This window comes from Reinekea sp. (assembly GCF_046710285.1).
In the GTDB taxonomy this organism is placed as follows: Bacteria; Pseudomonadota; Gammaproteobacteria; order Pseudomonadales; family Natronospirillaceae; genus Reinekea.
Window position 1 is genome coordinate 37,802 of sequence record NZ_JBKEGY010000017.1, and the last position, 25,883, is coordinate 63,684.

Genomic DNA, 25,883 nt, shown 5'->3' on the forward strand with positions numbered 1-25,883 from the left:
TTTTATTGAAGATTTATCTAGTCAACTGGCCGTAAGTTCAACACATGAATAAGCCTCTCAGGCGTGCCCTTATGTACTTGCGGCCGAACATAGGGGTTTGACTCAGTGACCCAACCGGTAAATTTCTTATCGCTGTATTGATACCATATTGGATTTGCAAATAACCCCACGACAGGAACGTTTTCGGCAACTTCCATTTGTATATTTGAGATAAGCTCATGTTGCATCTGTGTATCAGGCGTTAGAGTATACTCTTTTAGCCACCGCTCAATTTTAGTCGATTTAAACTGGTGCATCGCCTGACCATCAATTGCCCCTGGAACCATTAGTTCTGAATTGAATATTTCAGAATAAATTTTCCATGGGGTAATGCCCGGGTTGGTCCACATAATGTAAATGTCAAAGTCACCGGTAGGTATTCGCTCAAACCACTTTTGTTCGTCCATTGAAGCCACATAAGCGTCTATGCCAATCGCTTTATAGTTATCCACGATGGTGAACACAGAGTTTAGCCAATCTGTCCAGCCACTTGGAACCGCGATACCAATACGAAACGGCTCTCCGTTGGGTAAGTCTCTAACTCCGTCATTATTGGCGTCTACGTAGCCTGCTTCATCTAAAGCTTTCTTAGCAGCCTCTGGGTTATATTCCATCAAATATTTATAAGGTGCCAATTTAGTTTCATCATACCACGCCTCATATAAAGGGCCTGTACCTACTGGCCAATGTGTTGGGCTAGTTAGGCCGAATGTATCAACATTTCTCAATTTGGCGCGATTGATTGCCATGCTCAAAACACGACGAAATTTAACATCATTCATGGGTGCTTTTTGAGTATTAATTTGCAAGTTAGTATTGGCACCTGGTGCAAGCCAATACTTATTAGTCTCAAGGTATTTAGAGAAGTTATTAACGGGATCTTGAATACCCTCTCCCAACCAATCAATTTTACCTCGACGAGCCGCGGCCCAAAGTTGTTCATTGCCTGAATAATGTGGAAATTTCAAACAATCCACTTTAAGCTGATCTGCTTGGTAGTAATTTGGATTACGACATATTTTAAAATAGGTGGTCTTAAAATGTGTCACCTCAGTAAATGGGCCAGTACCAACAGGCTCTGCATTTGCAAAGTTAACAGGGTCATCTACATTTTCAAAAATGTGTTTTGGCAATGGGTAAAGTCGGCCTATAATTTCATGTGCTAGGGCGTCCTTCCTAGTTAAATAAAACTTCACAGTGGTTGCGTTAATTTTTTCCGCGCGATCAACCAAGCTAGTAATATTAATTCCGTAGTTCGGATGTAGTTTCGCGTAATCCACAGTAAAAACAACATCATCCGCACTAAAGCTATTTCCATCTGACCACTTTACTCCTTCCCTTAAAGTGTATGTTATAGACTCTAAGTCTTCACTGATCTCTACACTCTTAGCTAAGCGAGGAAAATTTTTATCTGGGTGCCAAACATTAAAAATCCATAGAGGCTCATAAACGAAATCCGTCGCATAAAAAGAACCAATTGTCGATTCAAATGGGTTAAAATTTCTTACAAACCCATTAGTATGGGTTGGAATCAATGTTAAGTCATTAGATGCAAATGAAACATTACACAACAGTAAAACGGCTATAAAAAAACGATTCAGCATTTCTATACTTCCTCAAACTAAGAATAAATTAGATTTCAAATGTCCATTTTATCTTTGCATTCCTAAATGTTACTTGGCCACCAACAGGCTCATATACGAAGCCCACGCTGCTTGCCAATTAATGGCAACCTCGTTTGTAGCCCAAGAGTCTTGGTGATCAATGTAAACTTGCATCGGTGCTTTCTTAAACAGCGGAGCGGCAGCGACATCACCCTTTAGCTCGACTGAGTTAGGCCCGCCTACCAACAAGCCATATGGTTTTGGTGTCGCCTGAGATAAGAGAGGCCTAAAGTGTGGTCGCTGTGCATTAAAGCGACTGCTTCCGGTTGTAAAAATTATGCCGTGCGGGTTTAGACCAAAGAACCAATGGCTCATCTTATAGGCTGCATCCCAATAGATGCCCTCATTGGTTAAAGATTCCAACCAAAGTAGCTCACTGCCTAAGGTCGCAATCGTGCCATTACTACCCCAATCAAACCCATTACCACTGCCGGCAAATATCAAACCATAAGGGTTGTCTTTTTGCTCAGCCACTAGTCCACTGAATTGTTCAATGACTAGCGCTTTTAATTCTTCATGAAACGGCTCATCTAAGTCCTGGCTAATAAACAATGCGCTAAACACGGAAAGAAAATTAACATTCATCCAATCAGGCGTGGGGTCAGAAAATCGCGGTAATTTCGCCAAGACACGTAGCTCGTCTTTTATTTCCTTAGGTAATTTACCATCCAACCACGCATTAGACACACTCATTAAAAGTCGTTCATCTCGGTCAATTTGATCACTGTAAGGTCCACCATATTCATCCCCATCATATCTATCATCAATCATGATTAGCATCGGGTTTTGCTGCAAAAACTCACTCGCCGACGTTGCGACTTGTTTGAAGCGGGAGGCTAAGGCTTGATCTTCAGGTAACGTACTCAAACTATAAACATGAGCCGCCAAATTCATAACCGCAGCGACATCAGCCGTGGCAGTTGTACTGATCGGCATAACATATTTCGGTTCTTTATCTTCGGATGGTTTAACGTTATTACCTGGCCAATTTTGACTGGAAACTTTATGGTAAACCGCACCATCGTCACGCTGCATTTTCTCAAGAAACAACAGCTCAGGTAGCACGAGTTCGAGCAAAGCATTACGCTCATCTATTCGTCGATTTAACGGCGAAATTTCTAGTTCAAAGGCTGCATCATTAGCAATGTAAGAAAGCAATAACAAATATACTGAAAAGGCACCATTAACAGAGTAGCGACCATAGTCACCGGCATCGTACCAACCACCATAGACATCTATCGTTTCTTGACTACCAAATACCATCGCAGCTCTGTCTTGCTCATGCGCACCCTTGTAGGTCTCCATATCAAACCAATGGAAGGCGCCTAAGGCTGCATCCCGGTGCTTCTTATACTCTGATAGCGAGTTACGAATTTGAAATAAAGCTGTCGTATGTTGGGTTCGTTTAACCGTTTCAGGAATGATCAATGTCGTAAAATCTGGATTTTCAATGGCTAATTCAAATGCATTGATGTCTAAGCCACTGTCTTTACTTTTTTCACCACGAATTAATGTTGTTGTGGTTTTAGAACCATTATTGATTGCAGTGGTAAACGGGAGTTCGTCGGCTTGCAAATCATCTTGCCATTCAAGCACAACCGGCTGAGGTTTGTCATTAAGGTACCCGAGCCTATTGAATCGAATCAAATATGGTCTGGGCCGAACGTCTTCTTCTGGTAGAACTTCTATAACAACATTACTAACAGTCATTGCAAAATTATCTGCACCGGCCGTCATAAAGGAAATAAATTGCACGTCAGTAATCGATTTGTCAATTTCAAAAACATAGGTGCCAGTTTGGGCAGGAACGAAGCCTTTACCATCGTCGCCATAGAGCTTGGTAAATTGAAACTCTCCATTTTCTAACGTCGCGGCCGGTAGCTCTGTACCATTTACCTGGAACTGCATGAGCCGGTGCTCCCAAAGCGGAGAGGTACCTTCACCAACGGTTACATCAATACTGATTGTTTTATCGCCATAAGGCAGTGTTATTGCAGAATCAACTTTAAAGGTTTCAGCGTCATCAAATGGTCCTGCATCAGGTGATTTATCAAAAATCCTAAAACCTTTATTACCTTTTATAAGCTCGCCGACTAATCGGTCTTTACTCCAACCAGGAACGGGCGCACTTAAAAACTCGACAGAATATGCTTCCGAGGCTGCAACAGCGATACACGGCAGCAACATAACTAGAAAAAATGCACTTAGACGCTTCATGAGGTCACCTTATTATTATATTTACCCCCTCCATTGTAACCGTTTACAGTGTAATTATGTCAACGCTTATATTTTCTAAATTTTAATACATGCTTAGTTGTTGATTATTAACGAAAAATGGCCTGTTTAGCCTATTTAGATGATTTAGAGCATGTTTCACCACCGAAAATTAGTTGACAGAACAAGTCCAGACTCATAATCTTACCTGTAAGCGGTTACAGCAGTTGATTTGCAGTAACGTTTGACCAAACTAATGAGTTTCACAAAAGCAAAAAAACAACAATTAGCGGAGAAACAGCTATGAAAATGCAATTAAAAGCAGGCGTTGCAGCACTAACACTGGCAGCAGCGACTTCATTTGCAGCGGACATTCGTATCGACGGATTCCCTGACTACGACTCTCAACTTAACCTAATCACACCGAGCTTGACTCAACATAATGTTGAAATGCTGATGAACAACCACGGTGACCATCACAATAAATTGAAAACTAACTTAGCAACGGGTAGTGGTGCAGGTGACGTTGTATTGATTGATGTGGGCTTTATTGGGTCATTCGTTAATGCTGGCGGGTTTGTCGATTTGACTGACTTCTACAAAGACATCGCGGGCAACTACGCTGACTATGCAGTGCAAGCAGGTAAAGGCAATGACGGTAAGCAGTATGCGGTACCTGTCGATTTAGGTCCTGGTGTTATGTACTTCCGTCGCGACTATATGGAAGATATGGGCTTCGATTTAGACGAAGTTATGACTGACTGGGACACCTACCTAGCTTACGGTGAAGAACTTAAGAAGAAAGATATTCTATTAATTGGTAACGCAAGCGCCATCGCTGTTGCCTACTACCGTTTTAACGTTGGTAAAGGCGAAGGCTTATACTTCGATGTCGACGGTAACTCGTTAGTGACCTCTGACCGATTTGTACGCGCTTTTGAGCTGGCTAAAGCAGTTCGTGATGGCGGTATGGACGGTAATATATCTGAGTGGACTGAAGATTGGTATGCAGGTTTCCGCGAAGGTAAATTTGCAACACAGATGTCTGGTGCTTGGCTATTAGGTCACTTACAAAACTGGATGGCACCTGAAACTTCAGGTAACTGGGGCGTAAGCCACTTACCAGATGGAACCTATGGTACTTGGGGTGGTTCTTACCTAGCAATACCTCAGCAAGCTAAAAATGTTTCAGCGGCATGGGACTTAATTGAGCACATGATTTCTGCTGAAAACCAATTGGCTGGTTTCAAAAATATTGCTGCATTCCCTGCGCACACTGGTACTTATTCAGACGCATCATTTGATGAGCCAATTGAATTTCTACGCGGTCAGAAAGCACGAGCTTTATGGGCTGACGTAGCGGCAAACATCAACCCGGTTACGCCAATGAACGGTGACCTTATCGCTGAATCTTTAGTTAACGTTGCTCTAGATAAAGTACTTAATGATGGCGTAGATATTGAGAAAGCATTAAGCGATGCAGAGAAACAAATTAAGCGTCGCGTTCGTTAATCTAACTACCTTCGGGTAAAGATATAACTATAACTATGCTTAACTGGCCGCCGTATAAGCGGTGGCCATACCTCTCTTAACAACCACCAGCTCAAAATTCGTTTTTACTGTTACTGAATTAGCAACATGTTTAAATGCATCTAAAATATTTAACCAATGACATAGCCGAGATCTGTTATGAACAGTGAAATAGCAACAGCAACAACTTCGATAGAAACTAGCCGTCAGGACAAGTGGCGAAAGTTTTCTGAAAAAGTCACGCCTTATGGCTTTTTATCTCCTTATATTCTGATCTACGGTGTATTTGGTGTTTTTCCTGTATTTTTTATGATTTACCTTTCTTTCCATATGTGGAATCCCGTTGAAGGCTTAGGCTCTATGGAGTTCGTTGGATTGGAAAACTATGTATTGTCTTTAACAGACCCTACACTATGGCAGTCTTTATGGAACACTCTGGTGATGGCGGTTCTTTCTGGTACGCCACAACATTTAGTTGCTCTACCATTGGCCTACTTTCTTGTGATGATGGGCCCAAAAGTTCGACACTGGTTAACAACGGCTTACTTTTTACCCTACATTACTTCAACCGTTGCCGTTTCCATGATCTTCTACGTTATGTACTCGAAAGATTCCGGCATTATTAACCAAGTCCTTATCTATTTGGCAGATGCCTCTTGGAGTTCATGGCTCTTTGGCGGATTAAAAGACTCCTTGCCTTTAGGTTGGGTACAAGAGAACAGTCTTATTCGCTATTCAACCTCTTTTGTTGTTTTTTGGAAATATGTCGGCTTCAACACGGTTATCTACACCGCAGGCTTAGCCACTATTTCAAATGATCTATACGAAGCTGCAGAAATAGACGGTGCAAACTCTTGGCAGCGCTTCCGCCATGTTTCTTTACCACTGCTGCAGCCTTTTATATTCTTCGGTGTAACACTCACCATTATCGGCAACATGAACCTATTTGATGAACCTTATGTATTAACGCGCGGTGGTCAATTTGCGCAAACAGCGGGTAAAACCATTTCAAACTATTTATACCAAATTGCATGGGAATGGTTAGACATGGGCTCAGCTGCGGCAATTTCATGGATTCTCTTTCTTATCATTGGCATTTTCACTGGTGCATATTTCTATTTATTTGGGCGCAAAGGATTAGGGGGCGAATAACATGACTAACTCTCAAGCAACGTTTATCGTAAATTTATATCGTGGTGCTGGAAAGATTGCTGTAAGGGTCTTCCTTGGCTTATTCGCCTTTATCACTATTTTCCCTTTTATTTGGTCTGCTATTTTGGCGACACATGATCGTACCACCATGTTCACAGGTGGTATTAATTTCAGTCTTGGCGACAAAGTTATTTCGAATTATGAAAACTTACTTAAAATTATGGATTTCTGGACGGGAATGCTAAACAGCATATCTATCTCGGTAATTGGAACCGTCGTTTCGTTGGTGTTTTGTTCGATGGCCGGTTATTCGCTCGCGGTCTTTAAATTCAAAGGTAAAAATGCAATCTTTGCTATCATGATCGGTTCAATGATGATCCCTCCGGTATTAACATTGATTCCATATTACATGGTAATTTCCACGATGGGCTTAGCGAACACACACGTTGCCGTTTGGCTTCCGTTCACCATTAATCCATTCGGTATTTTCTTAATTCGTCAGTATGTTGTAGCTTCAGTTCCAAAAGATCTGCTTGAAGCGGCTAAACTTGATGGTGCCAGCGCCCTAAGAACTTATTGGAGCATTGTTGTGCCATTACTTCGCCCAGGCTTAGCGACTTTGGCTATTGTACAATTCGTATTCTTATGGAATAACTTTTTACAACCACTCGTCGTCTTAAACAGCCCAGATAAAATGGTAATTACTCAAATGTTACGCAGCGTTCAAGGGGTTCCTAATACACCTTGGGGTGCCGTGATGTTAGGCACCACAATTTCCATCTTACCGTTGCTGACTATCTATATGGCCGCCAGCAAGCAAATGATTGCCGGTTTAACCAGCGGTGCAGTTAAGTAATAATTCAAAAAATATAAAGAGAGTTTTAACGTGGCATTTATTGTACCTAACAACAGCCGTTTACATACACCAGAATTCACCTTTGGTGTTGCTACGGCTGCATTTCAAATTGAAGGCAGTAACCGAGCTGATGGTCGGACTGAATGCATCTGGGATCGCTTTTGCGCGACCCCAGGTAAAGTTCTAAATGGCGACGACGGGTCAGTTGCCTGTGATCATTATCAGCGCCTTGAAGAAGATTTAGATTTAATACAATCTTTAGGTGTTGACGCTTACCGTTTCTCTATTGCTTGGCCACGCATTGAGCCTAAACCAGGAGAATGGAATAAAGCCGGCTTCGAATTCTATGAGCGCGTAGTCGATGGTTTAGTCGCCCGAGGCATTAAGCCCTATGCAACACTGTACCATTGGGATTTACCACAATACTTACAAGACAAAGGCGGCTGGATAAACCGAGAAACCGCTTATTCTTTTGCACGATACGCGCAAGAAGTCGTTAAATGCTTGGGTGATAGAGTTGTTTCTTATGCAACCTTTAATGAACCATTCTGCTCAGCTTATTTAGGCTATCGGTGGGGAGTACACGCACCGGGCCTTAAAGATGATCGCTTAGGGTTTCAGGCTGCTCATCATTTATTACTTGCCCATGGTTTAGCAATTCCGTTGATGCGGCCGTTTGCTCCAAACGCTCAGCACGGAATCGTATTGAATATCTCACCTTCTTTTCCAGCTACTGATAGCCCTGCTGACATCGAAGTAGCAACGTTAGCTAACGATGATAGCAACCATACTTTTTTACGGCCGTTACTTGAGGGTGACTACCCTGTATCGGTTTTTAAGAAGCACCCCCAGTGGATGCCGACTCAGCTAGACGGTGACATGGATATTATCAGTGCGCCGCTAGACTTTCTTGGCATCAACTATTACAGCAGTAATATTGTTAGGTGTAACGAACAGGGTGAAAAGGAAATCGTTGAACAAAAGGTTCCAAAAACTGATATTGGTTGGTCGATTGTACCGGATGGCCTGACAAGGGCTTTGGTGGAATATAAGCAAACTTACGCTAACTTACCGCCCATTTTTATTACTGAAAATGGCGCTGCGGATAATACAGGTTGTGTCGATGGTGTAATAAAGGACACGATGCGAACAGATTATTATCAACAACATTTATTGGCAGTGAATAACTGTATTGAGCAAGGGGTAGATATTCGAGGTTACTTTGCTTGGAGTCTTATGGATAATTTTGAATGGGCTTACGGCTATTCGCAGCGCTTTGGCATTGTTCACGTGAATTACGAAACTCAGGTTAGAACACTCAAAGACTCAGGTAAAACTTGGCAGGATTTTCTGTTAAATAGATTGGGGTAGTTAGTGTACGTTTTGCCGGGCAGTTGTATCAAGCCCGGCTTTTTTCACCTTTTAATCTTCATCATCACCCAATAAACGCTGCAAACGTGCGCGCTCTTCTTCTGCCTCTTCTAGCACTGCTTTAATTTCATCAAGAACAGAATCTACGTCAGGGTCTTCAGTTGGACCGTCAAACAAACCACTCAGAGGTGTGTCAGGTTTGAGCTCGCCTTCACTAAAAAGTGCCCACATCTCTTCGCCATAACGAGTGTCTAGAATTTCTGCTGCGAATTGCCCATAAAAACGGCTAATGTTAGTCACATCGCGCATAAACATAGCTTGCGCATTGTTGTTCGCGGCAGCGTCTACCGCTTGAGGTAAGTCGATAATGACTGGACCATAATCATCGAGCAAGACATTAAACTCTGAGAGATCTCCGTGTACCAGACCTTCACATAACATCAACTTGATGTAATGCATCATGACCTCATGGTCTTCTAAAGCTTGCTCTTCGGTCAAAATAACATCATCAAGACGCGGAGCAACGTCTCCGGCATCATCGCAAACCAGCTCCATGATGAGCACACCATCGACACAGCCAAAGGTCTCAGGCACACGAACACCTGCTTGAGCTAAACGAGATAAGGCGTCTACTTCAGCGTTTTGCCAAACTTCTTCTTGCTGTTTGCGGCCATAATTAGAACGTTTTTCCATGGCACGGGCGCGACGACCGCTACGCACTTTGCGACCTTCTTGATATTGGGCCGCTTTTTTAAAGCTTCGTTTGACCGCATCTTTGTATATTTTGGCGCACCGAATGACACCACTGCAACGGACAATATAAATATCAGCTTCTTTTCCACTCATCAAGCGGCTAACTACTTCGCTGATCAGACCATCATCTACAAGGGGTTGTAACCGTGCTGGTACCTTCATGTTTGCCTTTTCATAGGATATTAGGTTAAACGTTAACTGCAGTAAAAATGCGCCTAACTGAGCATTCTAGCATTGTTTTCTATGGTTGATCACCGTTTAGCGGTTTTCTCACTTGTTTGAGGTTTACTCTGCCTACTCTCCAATAGGAATCAGGGGCGATTTAGTATCTGATTGAACCGATCCACTATGGCTTGCGCTGAGTCGTCACCTTCTATTCTATCAACTAACTTAAACTTTTCACCCTGCTTATTTTTGGCTTCGATAGCGAAAAAGTAACGCTTGGAGCCATGGCTGCTTTCCCAACGAGTGGCCTTGCCAATAGAAATGCTGTCAAGATCGGCCACCGCAAAGTGCTTTAGCTTTTTAATGAGCCCCATAAAAGAACTGCGCCGAAAAACACCATCAGAACGTACCATAACTCGATGCGCCGTTAGCATGGCAACAACACTGTGCAGCATGACAGCCAAGCCAATCGGCGCAAAAACAATGGGGAAAATGATCGGTGCTCCCGCTATGTAGACACCAATGCCCGACCCTAGAAATATACTGCCAAATAATATTGATGCCAAACGGTCGCCTAAATAGGAAAAACGTGGAAACCGTAATTCAAATTCATTGCCACGATCATCAGCATTTAACTGATCAATACGATCTATGGTCAGCTCGATTATACCAGGGTGGTTAATTGCCAGGTATTGGTGAGTGTGCGCTGGGTTTTCAATGACGACAACGGGTACAGTAAATGAACGCTTAAACGTCGAACGGGATATCTCTCCTTCTACAGCAACTCGCCAAATGTAACGATGACTGCCTTCCGTCGATTCAGGTAAACCTTCTGGTATATTAAAGTTAAATCGAAGCAGCGTTTTGTTATTTTTCGCCCGCTCTAGGTAGGCAATGCCTTCCTCGTGCCAACGAGTTTGTTCAACGGTTGTTGATTTACCATCAGATGAGCGTCTGGTATAGCGGTGAATACAACTCAACGACACTTTAAAACGCTGGTGACTATCGTATTCTGTATTGATACGAACCGTTGCCCCTAAGTAGCCACCAATGGCAGGCGGAAATGGCGCCAGCACCAGTGGGCTTCGACCCAGCTTTTTGAGCCGATAGCCCTCCCTAACAGTCGTCAACAACAAGCCAAAACCAACGATAGGGAAAATGAGCGCAAGGAGGATAAGCTTATTGCCATTTCGTAACTCATCGCCCAGTGCAAAAATAACCGGGGCACTCATTAAATTTACAACGAGTGTTATACCCACTAACACCCATACCGTCGTGCGAGCTGATGAATAAATGTGATCTGATTGTGCCTCTTGATGCACTCTTTTTCCGTTTCTTTTTAACCGTTTGAGTGCGCTAGGTTTTTCTATCATTGAACCAACAAACAGTAATCCACCGGCACCGCCAAAAATTATAACAAAGATCATTTTAAAGCCAATTAGGCTCCAACGAATGTCTGGATAAAGAAGCGCTGATTCTGGGTTTTTGGGGTTCACAAAGGCAATCGTTGTGCCATTTGCCGACTTATGTCGCTTTAGCTCGGCTGCGACCCTTGATTGCCAGCTGCCTATGTTGTCATAACCGCCATTAATACCTACTCGATTAGCACTATAAGTATAGCCCTGAAACTCATATTGATAACTCGCTCTAGCTTGATAAGTTGTACTATCGCCCGTACTGATATCTAATGAAGCGGTTAGCAACGTGGCAGGTACTTGCGTCCAGTTAGCGGCAGAAACGCCAAGGTATAAAGTTGGAATGACACTCATCAATAGGAAGCCCAACCCTACCAATAAAAACGGCAATGAAAATAATGTCAGCGCCCAGGTGGGTTTTCGAAACTTTAAAGCCATGCAAATCATCCCTGTATATAGAACTATCCATTCTATTGTGCAATGCATCTATCGCCAAGGAAAACTCTCGCTCGGAATCAGACGCATTCTGTAAATTGACAAAGCCTTTTCTAGGATTGATGATACCTGTGTCTGCCAAACGCATTCGTAACGAGCTAAGGAATCATGTGATTACAAAATTACCCCGATGGGTAGAATACGGTTCTTTCATACTCGCCATGGTGGCAGGCCTTATTAACTCTGTCGGGTTATTGGGTTTTAAGCATCAATCAATCTCGCATTTATCCGGCACTGCTACTCTACTTGGCACTGGGATCGTCAACTCTTCCGTAAACGATGGAGTTCATTTAGTGTTCATTCTGCTCAGCTTCGTTGTGGGTGCGGCTATCTCGGGGTATTTTGTCCGCGGCGGCGCATTACAACTTGGCCGTAATTACAGCGGCTTACTCTATTTAGAAGCTCTGTTTCTTTTTAGCGCTGTTTACTTTCTTACCAAAGGTTCTATTAATGGGCATTATTTAGCCTCAGCAGCATGCGGCCTCCAAAACGCCTTGGCGACAACCTACAGCGGCGCCGTTGTCAGAACAACACATCTTACGGGTATTTTTACGGACCTAGGAATAATGCTCGGCGCTCAAATTAGAGGCGAAGAATTTGATCGCCGTAAAGCCTTGTTGTTTATCCTAATTATTACTGGGTTTATTTTTGGCGCGGCTGTAGGAGCCTATTTATTTAATACGTTAAGCTTCCAAGCGCTGTTCGTACCAGCCAGCATCTGCTTACTACTCGCCTTGTCTTATTCTGCGTATAAAGCAAAAGTAAGGCATTCAAACGCGCACTAAAGAATAAAAAAGCCCAAAACCTTTTGATAGAATTTCGGGCTTTTTGAAATACAGTTTAGTTTTGAGATTAGCTTAACTTACCCATAATATAAGTATCGGCAACTGCGCGATCATCACCTAACATCATTAGCGCAAACAATTTATCGTGAAGCGTATTGGCTTGCTCTAGCCGACAGGCCATAAGTGGAGTGGCGTTATAATCGAGTACGGCAATATCTGCTTCACAGCCAACATTAAAGTTACCAATCGTCCCTTCTAAGTCTAAAGCACGCGCTCCACCTAGCGTGGCCATATATAAGCCTTCAAAAGCAGAAAGCTTATTGGCGTTTAGCTGCTGAACTTTATACGCTTCATTATAGGTTTGAAGTAACGAGAAGCTTGTTCCTGCGCCAATATCGGTTCCCAAGCCCACTTCAACATTATGCGCTTGAACCTGCTTAAGATTAAACAAGCCAGAGCCAATAAATAAATTTGATGTTGGGCAATGCGCAATGGACGAACCATGATCATGCATGCAGGCCAGCTCACGATCACTTAAGTGAATTGCGTGAGCCAAGACACTGCGACGAGTCAGCAAACCAGCATCCTCATAAACACCGACATAATCTTTTGCATCGGGGTATAGCTCAGCAACCCATTTACATTCATCCGTATTTTCAGAAGCATGGGTATGCATGTATACCGTAGGGAATTCTTTTAACAGAGCACTCGCCGCCGCTAACTGCTCAACACTCGACGTGGGCGCAAAGCGAGGTGTTACCGCGTATTGCAAGCGATCGACACCGTGCCATTTTTCAATCAAGGCTTTACTGTCTAAGTAACTTGTTTCAGGTGTATCTTGTAACGAGTCAGGACAGTTACGATCCATCATCACCTTGCCGGCGATCATCCGCAAGTTCTTGGCTTGTGCAGCCTTAAAGAAAGCATCAACGGACTCAGGATGCACGGTACCAAAAACTAAGGCCGTGGTAGTTCCGTTTTTAAGGAGCTCATCTAAAAAGAAATTAGCCATTTTATGGGCATATTGATAGTCGGCAAATTTTTCTTCAGCTGGGAATGCATGTTCAGTTAGCCACTCTAAGAGCTGCTCACCATAAGAGGCGATCATCTCCGTTTGCGCAAAATGCACATGGGTATCGATCATCCCAGGGATAATGAGGTGATGCGTGTAACGCTTGACCTCGGCATCTGGGTATTTCGGCAGAATAGTAGACTCTTCACCCAAATCTACCACCTTGCCTTGCTCAACAACCAAAGCACCTTGCGCAAAATAGCGAATAGCCTGATCCCCTGCCTTGGCAGGGTTATCTATGAAATCCAGTACGTTGCCACACAGTATTAACGGTTTAGCCACAAAAAATGCCTCTTTCTCAAATACAAATAAACGCGATCATAGCATTACCTGACTTATAGGTCAGGTAATATTTGGAGTATATATGCACTTCTGCCTCAGGCTACGCTATTTCTAAAACCCTATCATCACCCTTTTCATTGCATGGGTCTAACTATCGTAATTTGAACACCTGAACTGGGATACTAACTTAAAGTCAAATTTGAACAGTGCTAGAGCAAAACCAATTATTACAACTTCTAATTATCCGCTTAGAAATTATTCATAACCAAACCAACCATTCAAGAAAAATATCAGCCTTAAGTTTCATACTTCAATTTAAAAAATTTAAATTTGGCGCAATTCAAACGCCATGTTTAGTTGACCAGTTAGACATGAAAACCAACAGAAAATCTAAAGTTTTTATCTTCATGTAAAACGCAATTCATAAATCTAAAGTTCGGCAACCTATTTAGGCAAAAAACGAAACAAATTAATTTATTTTAAGCTTTAAGGGTGCGTAGCAAGTGCAAAACACTTAAACTTGCCACGATTTTTTATCAAACTGGCGATTGGGTGTATTCAGAATACTGTTTAGTCGCAACGACTCATGCCAAAAATAAATCTAAGCTTTAATCAAAATAAGCTTCGAAATTAATTTATAAAGTAGAATGTGAATCGACTTTGTATCTACCCCACAACAAGCTGACTCCTTGGTCAGCTTGATAATTAAAATCCGAAACCGTAGCTTATTTTTTATGGTGGAACAAAATACATGTCACTGGCAAAAAATACTGAACGATTGAAAATGGTCGGCGTAACGAAATGTTATCCGGGTTGCATTGCAAATGATGCGATCGATTTAGTCATCGAACACGGAGAAATTCACGCCCTACTTGGAGAAAATGGCGCAGGTAAAAGCACCTTAATGAAAATCTTATACGGTGTAACTAAGCCAGATTCAGGGCAAGTATTTTGGAACGGTAAAGAAGCAAAAGTTACTTCGCCAAAAGTTGCACGATCACTCGGTATAGGAATGGTCTTCCAACATTTTTCTTTGTTTGAAACGCTCACCGTTAAAGAAAATATTGAACTAGCATTGGGTGACCAGTCAGGCCCTAGCAACACTCTTGGCCAACGCATCAAAGATACCTCTGAAAAGTACGGCATGCCACTAGACCCTAATCGTCGTATTGCAACTTTATCGACCGGTGAAAAACAACGGGTAGAAATTGTTCGCTGTTTACTGCTTGATATTCAGCTGCTTATTTTAGATGAACCTACCTCTGTATTAACGCCACAAGAAGCAGACCGATTATTCGAAACGTTAAGATTACTCAGCAAAGAAGGCTGCTCCATTTTATTTATTAGCCACAAGCTCCATGAAGTGACCAGCTTGTGTGAACAGGCGACTATATTGCGGCACGGCAAAGTTACCGGAGACTGTAAACCAAAAGATGAAACGCCAGCCAGCATCGCCCGTATGATGGTTGGAGAAGACACCCCCATCAGCAATGACACCCATCGAGCCGAAGGTAAGGCTGTTTTTCTAGATGTAACAGACTTATCAATCCGTGCGAAAGACACCTTTGATGTCTCGCTTAAAAACATTTACTTTCACGTTAAGGCTGGCGAAATTGTAGGTATTGCAGGTGTTGCAGGTAATGGACAGGAAGAACTACTAAGAGCATTGTCAGGTGAAGAACGATACCCATCAAAAAGCATTTGGTTCGGTGGTGTATCTGTAGATAAGCGCTCTCCATTATTTCGCCGCCGACAAGGTATGAGCTTTGTACCTGAAGATCGCCTTGGGCGAGGAGCTGTTCCTGATATGGACCTTTGTAATAACGCGCTACTTACCAGTTACGATTCAAATTTAACCGCTAACGGCTTTGTCAAAAAAGGTGCCGTCGCTAGCCTAGCGAAAAAAATCATCGAAAAGTATAACGTGAAAGCATCATCCGTACACTCGACAGCCGCTAGCCTTTCAGGCGGAAACTTACAAAAATTTATTATTGGCCGTGAAGTTGAGCAACAACCAAAACTGCTAATTATGGCTCACCCCACCTGGGGCGTTGATGTTGGTGCGCAAGTCGCCATTCACAATACTATTTTTGCCCTACGTGAACAGGGCTGTGCTGTCTTGGTAGTCTCTGAAGATTTAGATGAGCTTTATAAGATCAGTGATCGTTTAGGTGCCATTTGTGATGGCGAAGTTTCACCTTTTTTACCGACCGATGAACTTCCTTTAGCTCAGCTCGGACAATGGATGGCTGGCGACTTTGAGCAGCAAAGCACCGCTCTAGAGGAAACCGCATGATCAAATTAACTCCGCGCCCTACTGTTTCAAATTTTTGGCGCTACGCTTCTCCTATCTCCGCGGTCATTTTTACGCTATTAACAGGGTCTATACTGTTTGCTGCTCTTGGCGAATCTCCTGTTGAGGCGTTATTCGTTTATTTCATCAGCCCAATATCAGACTGGTATGGTGTGAGTGAGCTGTTTGTCAAAGCCATTCCTATTTTACTCTGTGCCTATGGCTTAGCACTGTGCTTCAAGGCATCCGTTTGGAACATAGGTGCTGAAGGGCAATTGTTGGTTGGCGGCATCACGGCTTCTGTTGTTGCCGTGCAGTTTGTTAATTCTGATTCAAATCTGGCAATGCCATTAGCAATCATCGCGGGAATTCTAGGCGGGTTACTTTGGGCGGGGATCGTCGCATTCTTAAAACTTAAAATGAACACCAATGAAACCTTGACCACCATCATGATGAACTACATTGCGTTGAACATCTTGCTGTGGTCTGTACATGGGCCTTTAAAAGACCCAGATGGCTTTAACTTTCCTGAGAGTGCTTTGTTTGGTGACAGTACTTTATTGCCCATTTTATTCGATGGCACTCGTCTACACCTAGGGCTCTTGTTTGTGTTATTTGCACTCGTTGCTACTTGGGTTTTTATCAGCAAAACCTTTATTGGGTTCCAAATCCAAGTCATTGGCCAAGACAAACCTGCCGCAAAAATGGCAGGTTTTAGTCATAAAAAATTAACTTGGTTAGTCTTAGTCATTAGTGGCGCCTTAGCAGGCTTAGCAGGTGCCAGTGAAGTCATTGGACCAATAGGTCAGCTCGTGCCTCACATATCTCCAGGTTATGGCTATTCAGCCATTATCGTTGCTTTTCTAGGTAGACTTCATCCGGTCGGCATTACTTTAGCGGGTCTTTTAATGGCGCTTATTTATATGGGTGGTGAAATGGCTCAAATAAGTTTGGGCTTACCCAATGCTATTACGGGCGTATTCCAAGGCCTAATTTTATTTTTCTTGCTGTCGAGCGATGTGTTTATTCGCTACAAAGTAAAATGGCAACTGCCTTATCGCGCCCAACCAAGTGCTGCCATAGTAGGAGAGAAGTAATGGATATTGAACTCATCAGTAATATCTTATATTTAACCATTCGTACTGGGACCCCTCTCTTGCTTGTTGCCTTAGGTGAATTGGTCGTTGAAAAAAGTGGCGTGCTCAACCTCGGTCAGGAAGGCATGATGTTAATGGGCGCCGTGCTCGGGTTCTTAACAACTTTTATCACCGGCAGTCTATTTTTAGGCTTCGTTGTCGCTGCAGGTGCAGGTGTTTTTATCTCTGTTGTCTTTGCCTTTGTCGCGGTCACTTTAAATGCGAACCAGGTGGCGACCGGGCTCGCACTGACTATTTTCGGTACTGGTCTATCTGCATTTATCGGCTCTTCGTATGAAGGAAAAATCATCGAGGCATTACCTACTCTTTCAATTAACTTTGCTGCAACTATTCCTATAATCGGTAAGGCCTTATTTGCCCAAGACTTAATGGTTTATTTCAGCTGGTTCATGTTTTTGGCGGTTTACCTATTTTTCCGTAAAGGCCGTGCAGGACTCAACGTACGCGCCGCAGGCGAAAACCCAACAGTTGGTAGCCATTTGGGTTTACCGGTGCTTAGAATACGCTATTGCTCAATTATGTTTGGTGGCGCAATGGCCGGTCTAGCTGGCGGTTATTTATCATTAGCTTATACACCAATGTGGACCGAAAACATGACCGCAGGCCGGGGTTGGATTGCATTGGCTTTGGTTGTCTTTGCTAGCTGGCGTGTTGGCCGACTTATGCTTGGCGCCTACCTTTTTGGCTTCGCTAGTATTATGCATCTTATTATTCAAGGATTTGGCTTATCCATTTCCTCCAACCTTTTGGCAACCCTACCTTATGTTGCCACTATCGTTGTTCTGGTTTTTTTAAGTAAAAACATTGAGCGACTAAAACAGTTCGAACCGATGGCACTCGGCAAACCTTGGCACAAATCACACTAATATTTATTTGGAGATAGACGATGAAGAAAATGTTAAAAACTCTCGGATTGGCATTTGCGCTGACAACTGCAGCCTTAAGTAACGCTGAGCCGCTTAAGGTTGGCTTTGTTTATGTTAGTCCAACAGGTGAAGCAGGCTGGACTCTCACCCATGATATTGGTCGACTTCATTTAGAAGAAACCTTCGGTGATAAAATAGAAACGACTTTTGTTGAAAATGTTCCGGAAGGCGCAGACGCAGAGCGTGTCATTACGCAGTTAGCAAAAAGTGGCCACGATATTATCTTCACTACGTCATTTGGCTACATGAATGCCACGTTAAAAGTCGCAAAAAGATACCCAAACATCAAATTCGAACACGCAACCGGGTATAAGCGCGCCGATAACGTTGCAACTTATTTCGACCGTATTTATGAGGCTCGCTATTTAACGGGTATGATTGCCGGTCACATGTCTGAAACAGATGTTATTGGCTATATTGGTGCTTTCCCAATCCCTGAAGTTATTCGAGGCATCAATGCATTTACTCTAGGCGCACAATCAGTCAACCCAGACATCAAAGTTAAGGTTGTTTGGATCAACACTTGGTTCGATCCAGCTAAAGAGCGCGAAGCTGCAGATAGCTTAATTAATCAAAAAGCGGATGTTGTAACGTTCCATACTGATTCACCAGCTGCAGTTCAAGCAGCGCAGACGGCTGGCGTTTATTCAATCGGTTACCACTCAGATATGACTGCTTATGGAGAGAAGTCTCATTTATCGTCGTCAGTACACAACTGGAATGAATACTATGTAGAGCGCATTCAAGCCGTCATGGACGGTACTTGGACCTCTACTGATACTTGGAAAGGTATAAGTGCAAACATGACTGACATCGCACCTATCAGTGCGGATGTACCTGAAGAAGTTGTGGCTCAAGTTCTGGAAGCGAAGGCTATGATTGCTTCTGGTGAGTTGCACCCATTTAAGGGACCTATTATTAATCAAGCGGGTGACATCGTTATCCCTGCGGGCCAATCGCTAGATGATGGCGCTCTTTTGACCATGGATTACTATGTTTCAGGTGTTGAAGGTAAGTTAAAGTAGTTTGACTGCAGCGCCTTTTAGGCGCTGTTTTAACCCACTTAGCCGATGTGTTAAATAAAATCGGCTAAGTACGGTTTATGCTCAATAATTTCTTCGCGAGTAAGCCCCTTCATTTCATACGGAAATACCAACCAATCATCCGTACTGTGCAAGCAGTAGTCGGGTCTTAATTCAGTACGCTGAAAATCATTACGCTGGAACAGTGTTGCCACCTTAATTTCATTTGGCATATTGCGCTTCAGTTGGTATTGGAGGCGCTTTATCGTTGCATTGATACTTTGACCTGTGCTGAATACATCATCCACAATTAGCAAACGATCTTCAGCGTTTAAGTTTTCAATTAGGTATTGGGTACCATGAATTCTAATGGTATCTGGCTTTTCAACCATCGATTGATAACTCGGTAAACCTCTGTAAGAGGTTCGGATAGAGATATGGTCGGTATTTACACCTAAGGTTTGCAGACATTCTTGTACATAGATACCGACCGCGCTGCCGCCACGCCATAAGCCAACAATAAAGGTCGGCCTAAAACCACTTTCATATATTTGCACACCTAAACGAAAGGAATCTTCTATCAGTGTATCTTCATCTAAAAAGTGTTTTTTCATAAGGTTCTCTTTTACTGAATCTAACATTGGCAGTATGATGAGTATGGAATTGACAAGAACTTATTAAGCCACATTCACTAGTCAGTCTCAAGACGAGGACAAAATGAAAAAAACTTATTTGTCGGGCGAATCCCTTTTGAGAGATTCTTTTGCACTTGGCCAACAGATACTAGACAGTGGCTTTAGACCCACCTTTATCATCGCAGTTTGGCGTGGTGGTGCACCAATCGGCATTGCGGTGCAAGAATACCTGAGCTTCCATGGGATCGAATCCGATAACATTGCAATTCGAACTTCCTCCTATGGCGCTGGTATTGATCAACAAGCACGCATCGTTAAAGTTCATGATCTAAATTACCTAGTAAAGCATGTGCAACAGCATGACTCCCTTCTTATTGTAGACGATGTTTTCGATACAGGTCGCTCTATTGATGCGATAAAAACCGAGCTTAAACAAAAAACACGTTTAAACCTGCCAGATGATATTCGTGTTGCGGTACCCTATTATAAACCCTCTCGAAATGAAGTAGGCTTTCAACCCGATTACTACATTCATGAAACATCTGCTTGGCTTAAATACCCTCACTCTATGGAAGGTTTAACAGAAGCTGAAATGGCTGAAAAACGTCCGAAACTCTACCAAATTATTAAAGCATCTCTAGCTGCACAAAAAACAGATAAGGATTAACCATTGACTGATTTACTCACCTGGCAGTATGTGGTCATTGCCATAATTTTTATTTGGAGTGGATTTGTACGTAGTGGCTTAGGTTTTGGTGGCGCTGCGCTTGCATTGCCTCTTTTACTGCTCGTCATTAACAAGCCGCTGGTATTTTTACCCATAATATCGATTCAATTATTGATATTTTCAAGCTGGATAGCCTGGACCGGTTACAAGCAAAGTAAGCGAATTGCTACCCATGATGGCGCGCCATCTGACGGGAATATTGATTGGGCCTATTTGAAAAAGTCTCTTAAAATAATCATCATTCCAAAAATGCTTGGTGTATTGGGCCTATTAACGCTGCCAGCTCAATGGGTAACTATTATTATTTTTACCATGATTAGCTTTTTCGCCATTTCTTATATCATAAATAAACCGTTCAAAAGTAAAAATAAAGGCTGGGATATTTTCTTTTTAGGCTTAGGAGGTTACTTCAGCGGCACCTCACTAATTGGTGCACCGTTAATCGTATCGGTTTACGCAACCCATGTTGCCCGTCATCAGATAAGAGATACCCTATTTGTTTTATGGTTTATCTTAGTCATTATAAAGATGTCTTCATTTATTTTTGCTGGCATTGACCTCCAACTTATTCATCAAATATGGTTACTTCCTTGCGCTTTCATTGGCCACATTCTCGGACAAAAGTTCCATGAATATATTCAAACTCAAAACAATGAAAAGTTTTTTCGCGTTATCGGAATAGCTTTATTGTTTGTATGTGTAATTGGTATTGCTAGCAACTTATAAATAGCGCATCTTTGCTTCTGTGCTAAAACTTGAATCGCGCCTGAGAGATTTAAATATAATCTGCCCCATAGGTTAGAAGCGGTCCATTGCGTGGCATTCGGGTGTTTGAAACAAGCCCCCATGGAAGGGTTTATGGCGACTGAAATTTCAAACAAGGGGTTGCTGCAACCAGCGTAATCTGTGGGATAGCTCTAATATCAGGTACAAAAAAAGGCGCCTAAGCGCCTTTCTATATAGTGACTTGTTATCACTCGATAATTTTAGCTACAACGCCAGCACCAACAGTACGACCACCTTCGCGAATTGCGAAGCGCAGACCGTCATCCATTGCGATCGGAGCGATCAAAGTAACTTCCATCTTGATGTTATCGCCTGGCATAACCATTTCAACACCTTCAGGTAGCTCACACGCGCCAGTTACGTCAGTTGTACGGAAGTAGAATTGTGGACGGTAACCTTTAAAGAATGGCGTGTGACGGCCACCTTCGTCTTTGCTTAATACATAGACTTCTGCTTCGAACTTCGTGTGAGGACTGATAGAACCAGGCTTAGCCAGTACTTGGCCACGCTCAATTTCTTCACGCTTAGTACCACGAAGTAGTGCGCCAATGTTCTCTCCTGCGCGACCTTCGTCAAGCAACTTACGGAACATTTCAACACCGGTTACTACAGATTTAGTTGTTTCTTTAATGCCTATAATTTCAACTTCGTCGCCAGAGTTAACGATGCCGCGTTCTACACGACCCGTTACAACGGTACCACGACCAGAAATTGAGAAAACATCTTCGATCGGTAGTAGGAATGGCTTATCAATCGCGCGCTCAGGCATTGGGATGTATGAATCTAGAGTTTCAACTAGCTTTTTAACAGCTGTTGTACCCATTTCATTATCGTCTTTACCTTCTAGGGCCATTAGTGCTGAACCAACGACGATAGGTGTATCGTCGCCAGGAAATTCGTATTGTGATAATAGATCACGAACTTCCATTTCAACAAGCTCTAACAACTCTTCGTCATCAACCATATCGGCTTTGTTCAAGAACACAACGATATAAGGAACACCAACCTGACGAGACAATAAGATGTGCTCGCGAGTTTGAGGCATTGGGCCGTCAGCAGCGGAACAAACAAGGATTGCGCCGTCCATTTGAGCAGCACCTGTGATCATGTTTTTAACATAATCGGCGTGACCTGGGCAGTCTACGTGTGCGTAATGACGCTCAGGTGAATCGTATTCAACGTGTGACGTTGAAATAGTAATACCACGCTCACGCTCTTCTGGTGCGTTATCGATACCATCGAATGCAACGGCAGCACCGCCCCATACTTCAGCACAAACACGCGTCAGCGCAGCTGTTAGTGTAGTTTTACCATGGTCAACGTGACCAATTGTACCCACGTTTACGTGTGGTTTAGTACGTTCAAAAGTAGCCTTACCCATTTTGCATTCCTCTATTGTTAGCCTTAGCTAATTAAGATTTTTTAATGATTTCTTCTACAACGTTAGCTGGCGCTTCTTTGTACTCAGAAAACTCCATTGTATAAGAAGCTCGCCCTTGTGACAAAGAACGCAAAGAAGTCGAATATCCAAACATTTCCGATAACGGAACTTCTGCATTGATAATCTTACCCATTGGGCTATCTTCCATGCCTTGAACGGTACCACGGCGCCGGTTAAGGTCTCCCATGACATCGCCCATGTAGTCTTCAGGCGTTACTACTTCTACTTTCATGACTGGCTCTAAAAGCGCAGGATTCGCTTGATCCTTTAACTTTCGAACAGCCAATGAAGCCGCCACTTTAAAGGCCATTTCGTTGGAGTCGACATCATGGTAAGAACCATCATACAACGTTGCCTTAAGACCTAATAACGGATAACCCGCCAAAATGCCGTTTTTCATTTGCTCTGCGATGCCTTTCTCTACCGCAGGAATATATTCCTTCGGTACAGAACCACCCACTGTATTGTTAATAAATTCGAGTTTCTCAGCGTTTAAGTCGTCTGCCAGTTCAAATTTAACAACAACATGGCCATATTGGCCGCGACCGCCTGACTGTCGAGCAAATTTTGAATCTATATCGCAAGCTTTACGAATACGCTCACGGTAGGCAACTTGAGGTGCACCGACGTTTGCTTCAACACTAAATTCGCGACGCATACGCTCAACGATAATGTCAAGGTGAAGCTCACCTTGACCACCAATAATGGTCTGGCCGGTCTCTTCGTCGGTGTAAACTTTAAAAGAAGGGTCTTCTTGGGCTAATTTACCTAAGGCTACACCCATTTTCTCTTGGTCTGCCTTAGTTCTTGGCTCAACTGCAACCGAAATAACCGGCTCAGGGAAGTCCATTCTCTCTAGCGTTACAATATGATTAGGGTCACAGAAAGTATCACCGGTCGTTACATCTTTCATACCAATTAAGGCACCGATGTCACCGGCCATAATTTCTTTAATTTCTTCGCGGTTGTTGGCATGCATTTGAACCATACGGCCGACGCGATCTTTTTTCGAGCGTACTGAATTGTAAACAGCATCGCCTGACTTTAGAACACCACCGTATACACGGATAAAGGTCAGCGTGCCTACAAATGGATCAGTAGCGATTTTAAATGCAAGCGCTGCAAAAGGAGCCGTATCGTCAACAGATACTGTTGTTGGGGTATCGTCTTCTAAAATACCTTCAATTGCTTTTACTTCAGTTGGTGACGGCATATATTCAATAACACTGTCTAATACAGCTTGAACACCTTTATTTTTGAATGCAGAACCACAATGAGTGAGGACGATTTCCCCCGCTAAAGTTCGAGCACGTAAGCCAGCCTTAATGTCTTCTTCGACTAAGGTTTCTGACTCCATGTATTTTTCCATCAAGTCATCGTTCGCCTCGGCCGCAGCCTCGACCATTTTAACTCGATATTCTTCAGCTTGCTCACGAAGATCTGCAGGAATTTCTTCGTAAGTGAAAGTCATGCCGTTGTCTTCTTCATTCCAACGAATCGCTTTCATCTTAACTAGGTCAATAACACCTTTAAAATTTTCTTCAGCACCAATCGGGAGCTGTAAAGCAACAGGGTTAGCACCTAATCGGTCTTTAAGCTGTTTTAAAACACGCACAAAATCTGCGCCGGTACGGTCCATCTTATTAACAAAGACCATGCGCGGAACATGATATTTATTGGCTTGACGCCAGACGGTTTCTGTTTGAGGTTGTACACCAGAGGACGCACAAAGCACCACAACAGCACCATCGAGCACACGTAAAGACCGTTCAACTTCAATCGTGAAGTCTACGTGCCCTGGCGTATCAATGATGTTGATGCGGTGACTATCGAACTGCTTGGCCATTCCAGACCAAAAGCAAGTAGTAGCCGCAGAGGTGATAGTGATACCACGCTCCTGCTCCTGCTCCATCCAGTCCATAGTTGCTGCACCATCGTGTACTTCTCCGAGCTTATGAGATAAGCCTGTGTAAAAAAGTACGCGTTCTGTAGTTGTGGTTTTACCCGCATCTACGTGCGCAACAATACCAATATTACGGTATCGTGCTAGGGGAGTTTTACGAGCCACGGCTACGTCTCCAGTTATATTAGAAGCGGTAGTGAGAGAATGCTTTGTTAGCGTCAGCCATACGATGCACGTCTTCACGTTTCTTAACTGCTGAGCCTTTGCCTTCAGCTGAGTCTAATAACTCACCTGCTAGACGCTGACGCATGCTTTTTTCGCCACGTTTACGTGCAGCATCAACTAACCAACGCATGGCTAGAGCTTCACGACGAGAAGGGCGAACTTCTACAGGAACCTGGTAAGTAGCACCACCAACACGACGAGACTTAACCTCGACTAATGGAGCAATACTTTCTAATGATTTCTCGAAAATCTCGAGAGGGTTTTCGTTACCCTTATCCTTTACGATGTCTAATGCACCATAAACGATTTTTTCAGCGATAGATTTCTTGCCATCAACCATGATGTGGTTCATGAACTTCGCTAAAGTTTGGTTACCAAATTTTGGATCTGGTAATATTTCACGCTTTGCAGCGACGCGTCTTCTTGGCATTGATAAGCCCCTTATATTAGGTCTTCAGGCAGATCTGAGGTATGCGCACTCCCATAACGAGATAGTGCAGAACCCAGCCTTACTGCTTATTCTGAGACTAAAAAATTAATTTACAGGTGTTTAGCCTTTAGGTCGTTTAGTACCGTACTTAGAACGAGCCTGTTTACGATCGCTTACACCAGAAGTATCTAGTGCACCACGAACTGTGTGGTAACGCACACCCGGTAAATCTTTAACACGACCACCACGGATAAGAACAACACTGTGTTCTTGAAGGTTGTGACCTTCACCGCCGATATACGAAGAAACTTCGTAACCGTTTGTTAAACGAACACGACATACTTTACGTAATGCTGAGTTCGGTTTCTTAGGTGTAGTTGTGTATACACGAGTACATACACCACGGCGTTGTGGACATGCTTCTAACGCCCTTACTGCACTTGCGGCTGTAACACGCTTACGCGGTTTACGAACCAATTGGTTAATTGTAGCCATTTAAGCCTCTTCTCTGTTTCACTTTCCGTGACATAACAATACCTGAGAGG

The 25,883-nt window shown here is 43.2% G+C and carries 21 protein-coding genes; 11 read left to right on the top strand and 10 right to left on the bottom strand.

The annotated features are described in order from the left end of the window. Positions 1–17 precede the first annotated feature (17 nt). Entirely contained in the window at positions 18–1,643 is a 1,626-nt protein-coding gene (locus ACI882_RS12470) for an ABC transporter substrate-binding protein (protein ID WP_411745281.1), read from the bottom strand. Between the two features lie 69 nt (positions 1,644–1,712). Further along, entirely contained in the window at positions 1,713–3,920 is a 2,208-nt protein-coding gene (locus ACI882_RS12475) for a glycoside hydrolase family 9 protein (RefSeq protein WP_411746360.1), read from the bottom strand. Positions 3,921–4,220: 300 nt separating this feature from the next. On the opposite strand from ACI882_RS12475, the gene ACI882_RS12480 reads away from it, so the two are divergent. The 4 genes from ACI882_RS12480 to ACI882_RS12495 all read left to right on the top strand — a co-directional run bounded on the left by ACI882_RS12480 (position 4,221) and on the right by ACI882_RS12495 (position 8,826). Beyond that, the gene (locus ACI882_RS12480; RefSeq protein WP_411745152.1) at positions 4,221–5,429 is read left to right on the top strand and encodes an extracellular solute-binding protein; all 1,209 of its coding nucleotides are present in this window, start codon (positions 4,221–4,223) and stop codon (positions 5,427–5,429) included. Between the two features lie 177 nt (positions 5,430–5,606). After that, positions 5,607–6,599 carry a carbohydrate ABC transporter permease gene (locus tag ACI882_RS12485; RefSeq protein ID WP_411745153.1) on the top strand — a complete coding sequence of 331 codons (993 nt, stop codon included), beginning with the start codon at positions 5,607–5,609 and terminating at the stop codon, positions 6,597–6,599. Position 6,600: 1 nt separating this feature from the next. Then, entirely contained in the window at positions 6,601–7,455 is an 855-nt protein-coding gene (locus tag ACI882_RS12490; protein ID WP_411745154.1) for a carbohydrate ABC transporter permease, read from the top strand. Positions 7,456–7,485: 30 nt separating this feature from the next. Then, on the top strand, positions 7,486–8,826 hold the full coding sequence (locus tag ACI882_RS12495) for a GH1 family beta-glucosidase (protein WP_411745155.1): 1,341 nt from the start codon (positions 7,486–7,488) through the stop codon (positions 8,824–8,826). Between the two features lie 51 nt (positions 8,827–8,877). On the opposite strand, the gene ACI882_RS12500 is transcribed toward ACI882_RS12495, so the two are convergent. Together ACI882_RS12500 and ACI882_RS12505 are read right to left on the bottom strand one after the other, a co-directional pair. Continuing rightward, the gene (locus tag ACI882_RS12500) at positions 8,878–9,741 is read right to left on the bottom strand and encodes a PA4780 family RIO1-like protein kinase (RefSeq protein WP_411745156.1); all 864 of its coding nucleotides are present in this window, start codon (positions 9,739–9,741) and stop codon (positions 8,878–8,880) included. Positions 9,742–9,890: 149 nt separating this feature from the next. Then, the gene (locus ACI882_RS12505) at positions 9,891–11,597 is read right to left on the bottom strand and encodes a DUF3592 domain-containing protein (RefSeq protein ID WP_411745157.1); all 1,707 of its coding nucleotides are present in this window, start codon (positions 11,595–11,597) and stop codon (positions 9,891–9,893) included. Between the two features lie 167 nt (positions 11,598–11,764). On the opposite strand from ACI882_RS12505, the gene ACI882_RS12510 reads away from it, so the two are divergent. Further along, positions 11,765–12,439: a YoaK family protein gene (locus ACI882_RS12510; RefSeq protein ID WP_411745158.1), complete on the top strand. Its 675-nt coding sequence runs from the start codon at positions 11,765–11,767 to the stop codon at positions 12,437–12,439. A 67-nt stretch (positions 12,440–12,506) separates the two neighbouring features. Here the strand turns inward: ACI882_RS12510 and guaD are convergent, their stop codons facing one another. Further along, positions 12,507–13,793 carry a guanine deaminase gene (gene guaD, locus ACI882_RS12515; protein ID WP_411745159.1) on the bottom strand — a complete coding sequence of 429 codons (1,287 nt, stop codon included), beginning with the start codon at positions 13,791–13,793 and terminating at the stop codon, positions 12,507–12,509. A gap of 751 nt (positions 13,794–14,544) precedes the next feature. Between guaD and ACI882_RS12520 the strand changes: the two genes are divergently transcribed. Genes ACI882_RS12520 through ACI882_RS12535 form a run of 4 tightly spaced genes read left to right on the top strand, consistent with a single transcriptional unit; the run spans position 14,545 to position 19,194 of the window. After that, entirely contained in the window at positions 14,545–16,089 is a 1,545-nt protein-coding gene (locus ACI882_RS12520) for an ABC transporter ATP-binding protein (RefSeq protein WP_411745132.1), read from the top strand. After that, positions 16,086–17,183: an ABC transporter permease gene (locus ACI882_RS12525; protein WP_411745131.1), complete on the top strand. Its 1,098-nt coding sequence runs from the start codon at positions 16,086–16,088 to the stop codon at positions 17,181–17,183. Before ACI882_RS12520 ends, ACI882_RS12525 begins: the two co-directional genes overlap by 4 nt. Then, a complete protein-coding gene (locus tag ACI882_RS12530; protein ID WP_411745130.1) occupies positions 17,183–18,109 on the top strand; it encodes an ABC transporter permease in 927 nt (308 codons plus the stop codon). Before ACI882_RS12525 ends, ACI882_RS12530 begins: the two co-directional genes overlap by 1 nt. A 20-nt stretch (positions 18,110–18,129) precedes the next feature. After that, positions 18,130–19,194, top strand: a complete 1,065-nt coding sequence (locus tag ACI882_RS12535; RefSeq protein WP_411745129.1) for a BMP family ABC transporter substrate-binding protein — start codon at positions 18,130–18,132, stop codon at positions 19,192–19,194. A 50-nt stretch (positions 19,195–19,244) separates the two neighbouring features. On the opposite strand, the gene ACI882_RS12540 is transcribed toward ACI882_RS12535, so the two are convergent. Further along, the gene (locus tag ACI882_RS12540; protein WP_411745128.1) at positions 19,245–19,805 is read right to left on the bottom strand and encodes a phosphoribosyltransferase; all 561 of its coding nucleotides are present in this window, start codon (positions 19,803–19,805) and stop codon (positions 19,245–19,247) included. Between the two features lie 103 nt (positions 19,806–19,908). On the opposite strand from ACI882_RS12540, the gene ACI882_RS12545 reads away from it, so the two are divergent. After that, complete coding sequence (locus tag ACI882_RS12545) at positions 19,909–20,493, top strand: phosphoribosyltransferase (RefSeq protein WP_411745127.1); 585 nt, start codon at positions 19,909–19,911, stop codon at positions 20,491–20,493. A 3-nt stretch (positions 20,494–20,496) separates the two neighbouring features. Then, positions 20,497–21,279, top strand: a complete 783-nt coding sequence (locus tag ACI882_RS12550; RefSeq protein ID WP_411745126.1) for a TSUP family transporter — start codon at positions 20,497–20,499, stop codon at positions 21,277–21,279. 247 nt (positions 21,280–21,526) lie between these two features. On the opposite strand, the gene tuf is transcribed toward ACI882_RS12550, so the two are convergent. The 4 genes from tuf to rpsL form a co-directional block, all read right to left on the bottom strand. Continuing rightward, positions 21,527–22,720 carry an elongation factor Tu gene (tuf, locus tag ACI882_RS12555; protein WP_411745125.1) on the bottom strand — a complete coding sequence of 398 codons (1,194 nt, stop codon included), beginning with the start codon at positions 22,718–22,720 and terminating at the stop codon, positions 21,527–21,529. 31 nt (positions 22,721–22,751) lie between these two features. Continuing rightward, positions 22,752–24,848 (bottom strand): elongation factor G, encoded by a 2,097-nt coding sequence (gene fusA / locus ACI882_RS12560; RefSeq protein WP_411745133.1) that lies wholly within the window; start codon positions 24,846–24,848, stop codon positions 22,752–22,754. Positions 24,849–24,867: 19 nt separating this feature from the next. After that, positions 24,868–25,338, bottom strand: a complete 471-nt coding sequence (gene rpsG, locus ACI882_RS12565; RefSeq protein WP_411744486.1) for a 30S ribosomal protein S7 — start codon at positions 25,336–25,338, stop codon at positions 24,868–24,870. Positions 25,339–25,458: 120 nt separating this feature from the next. Next, entirely contained in the window at positions 25,459–25,833 is a 375-nt protein-coding gene (gene rpsL / locus ACI882_RS12570) for a 30S ribosomal protein S12 (protein WP_411744485.1), read from the bottom strand. Positions 25,834–25,883: the final 50 nt, after the last annotated feature.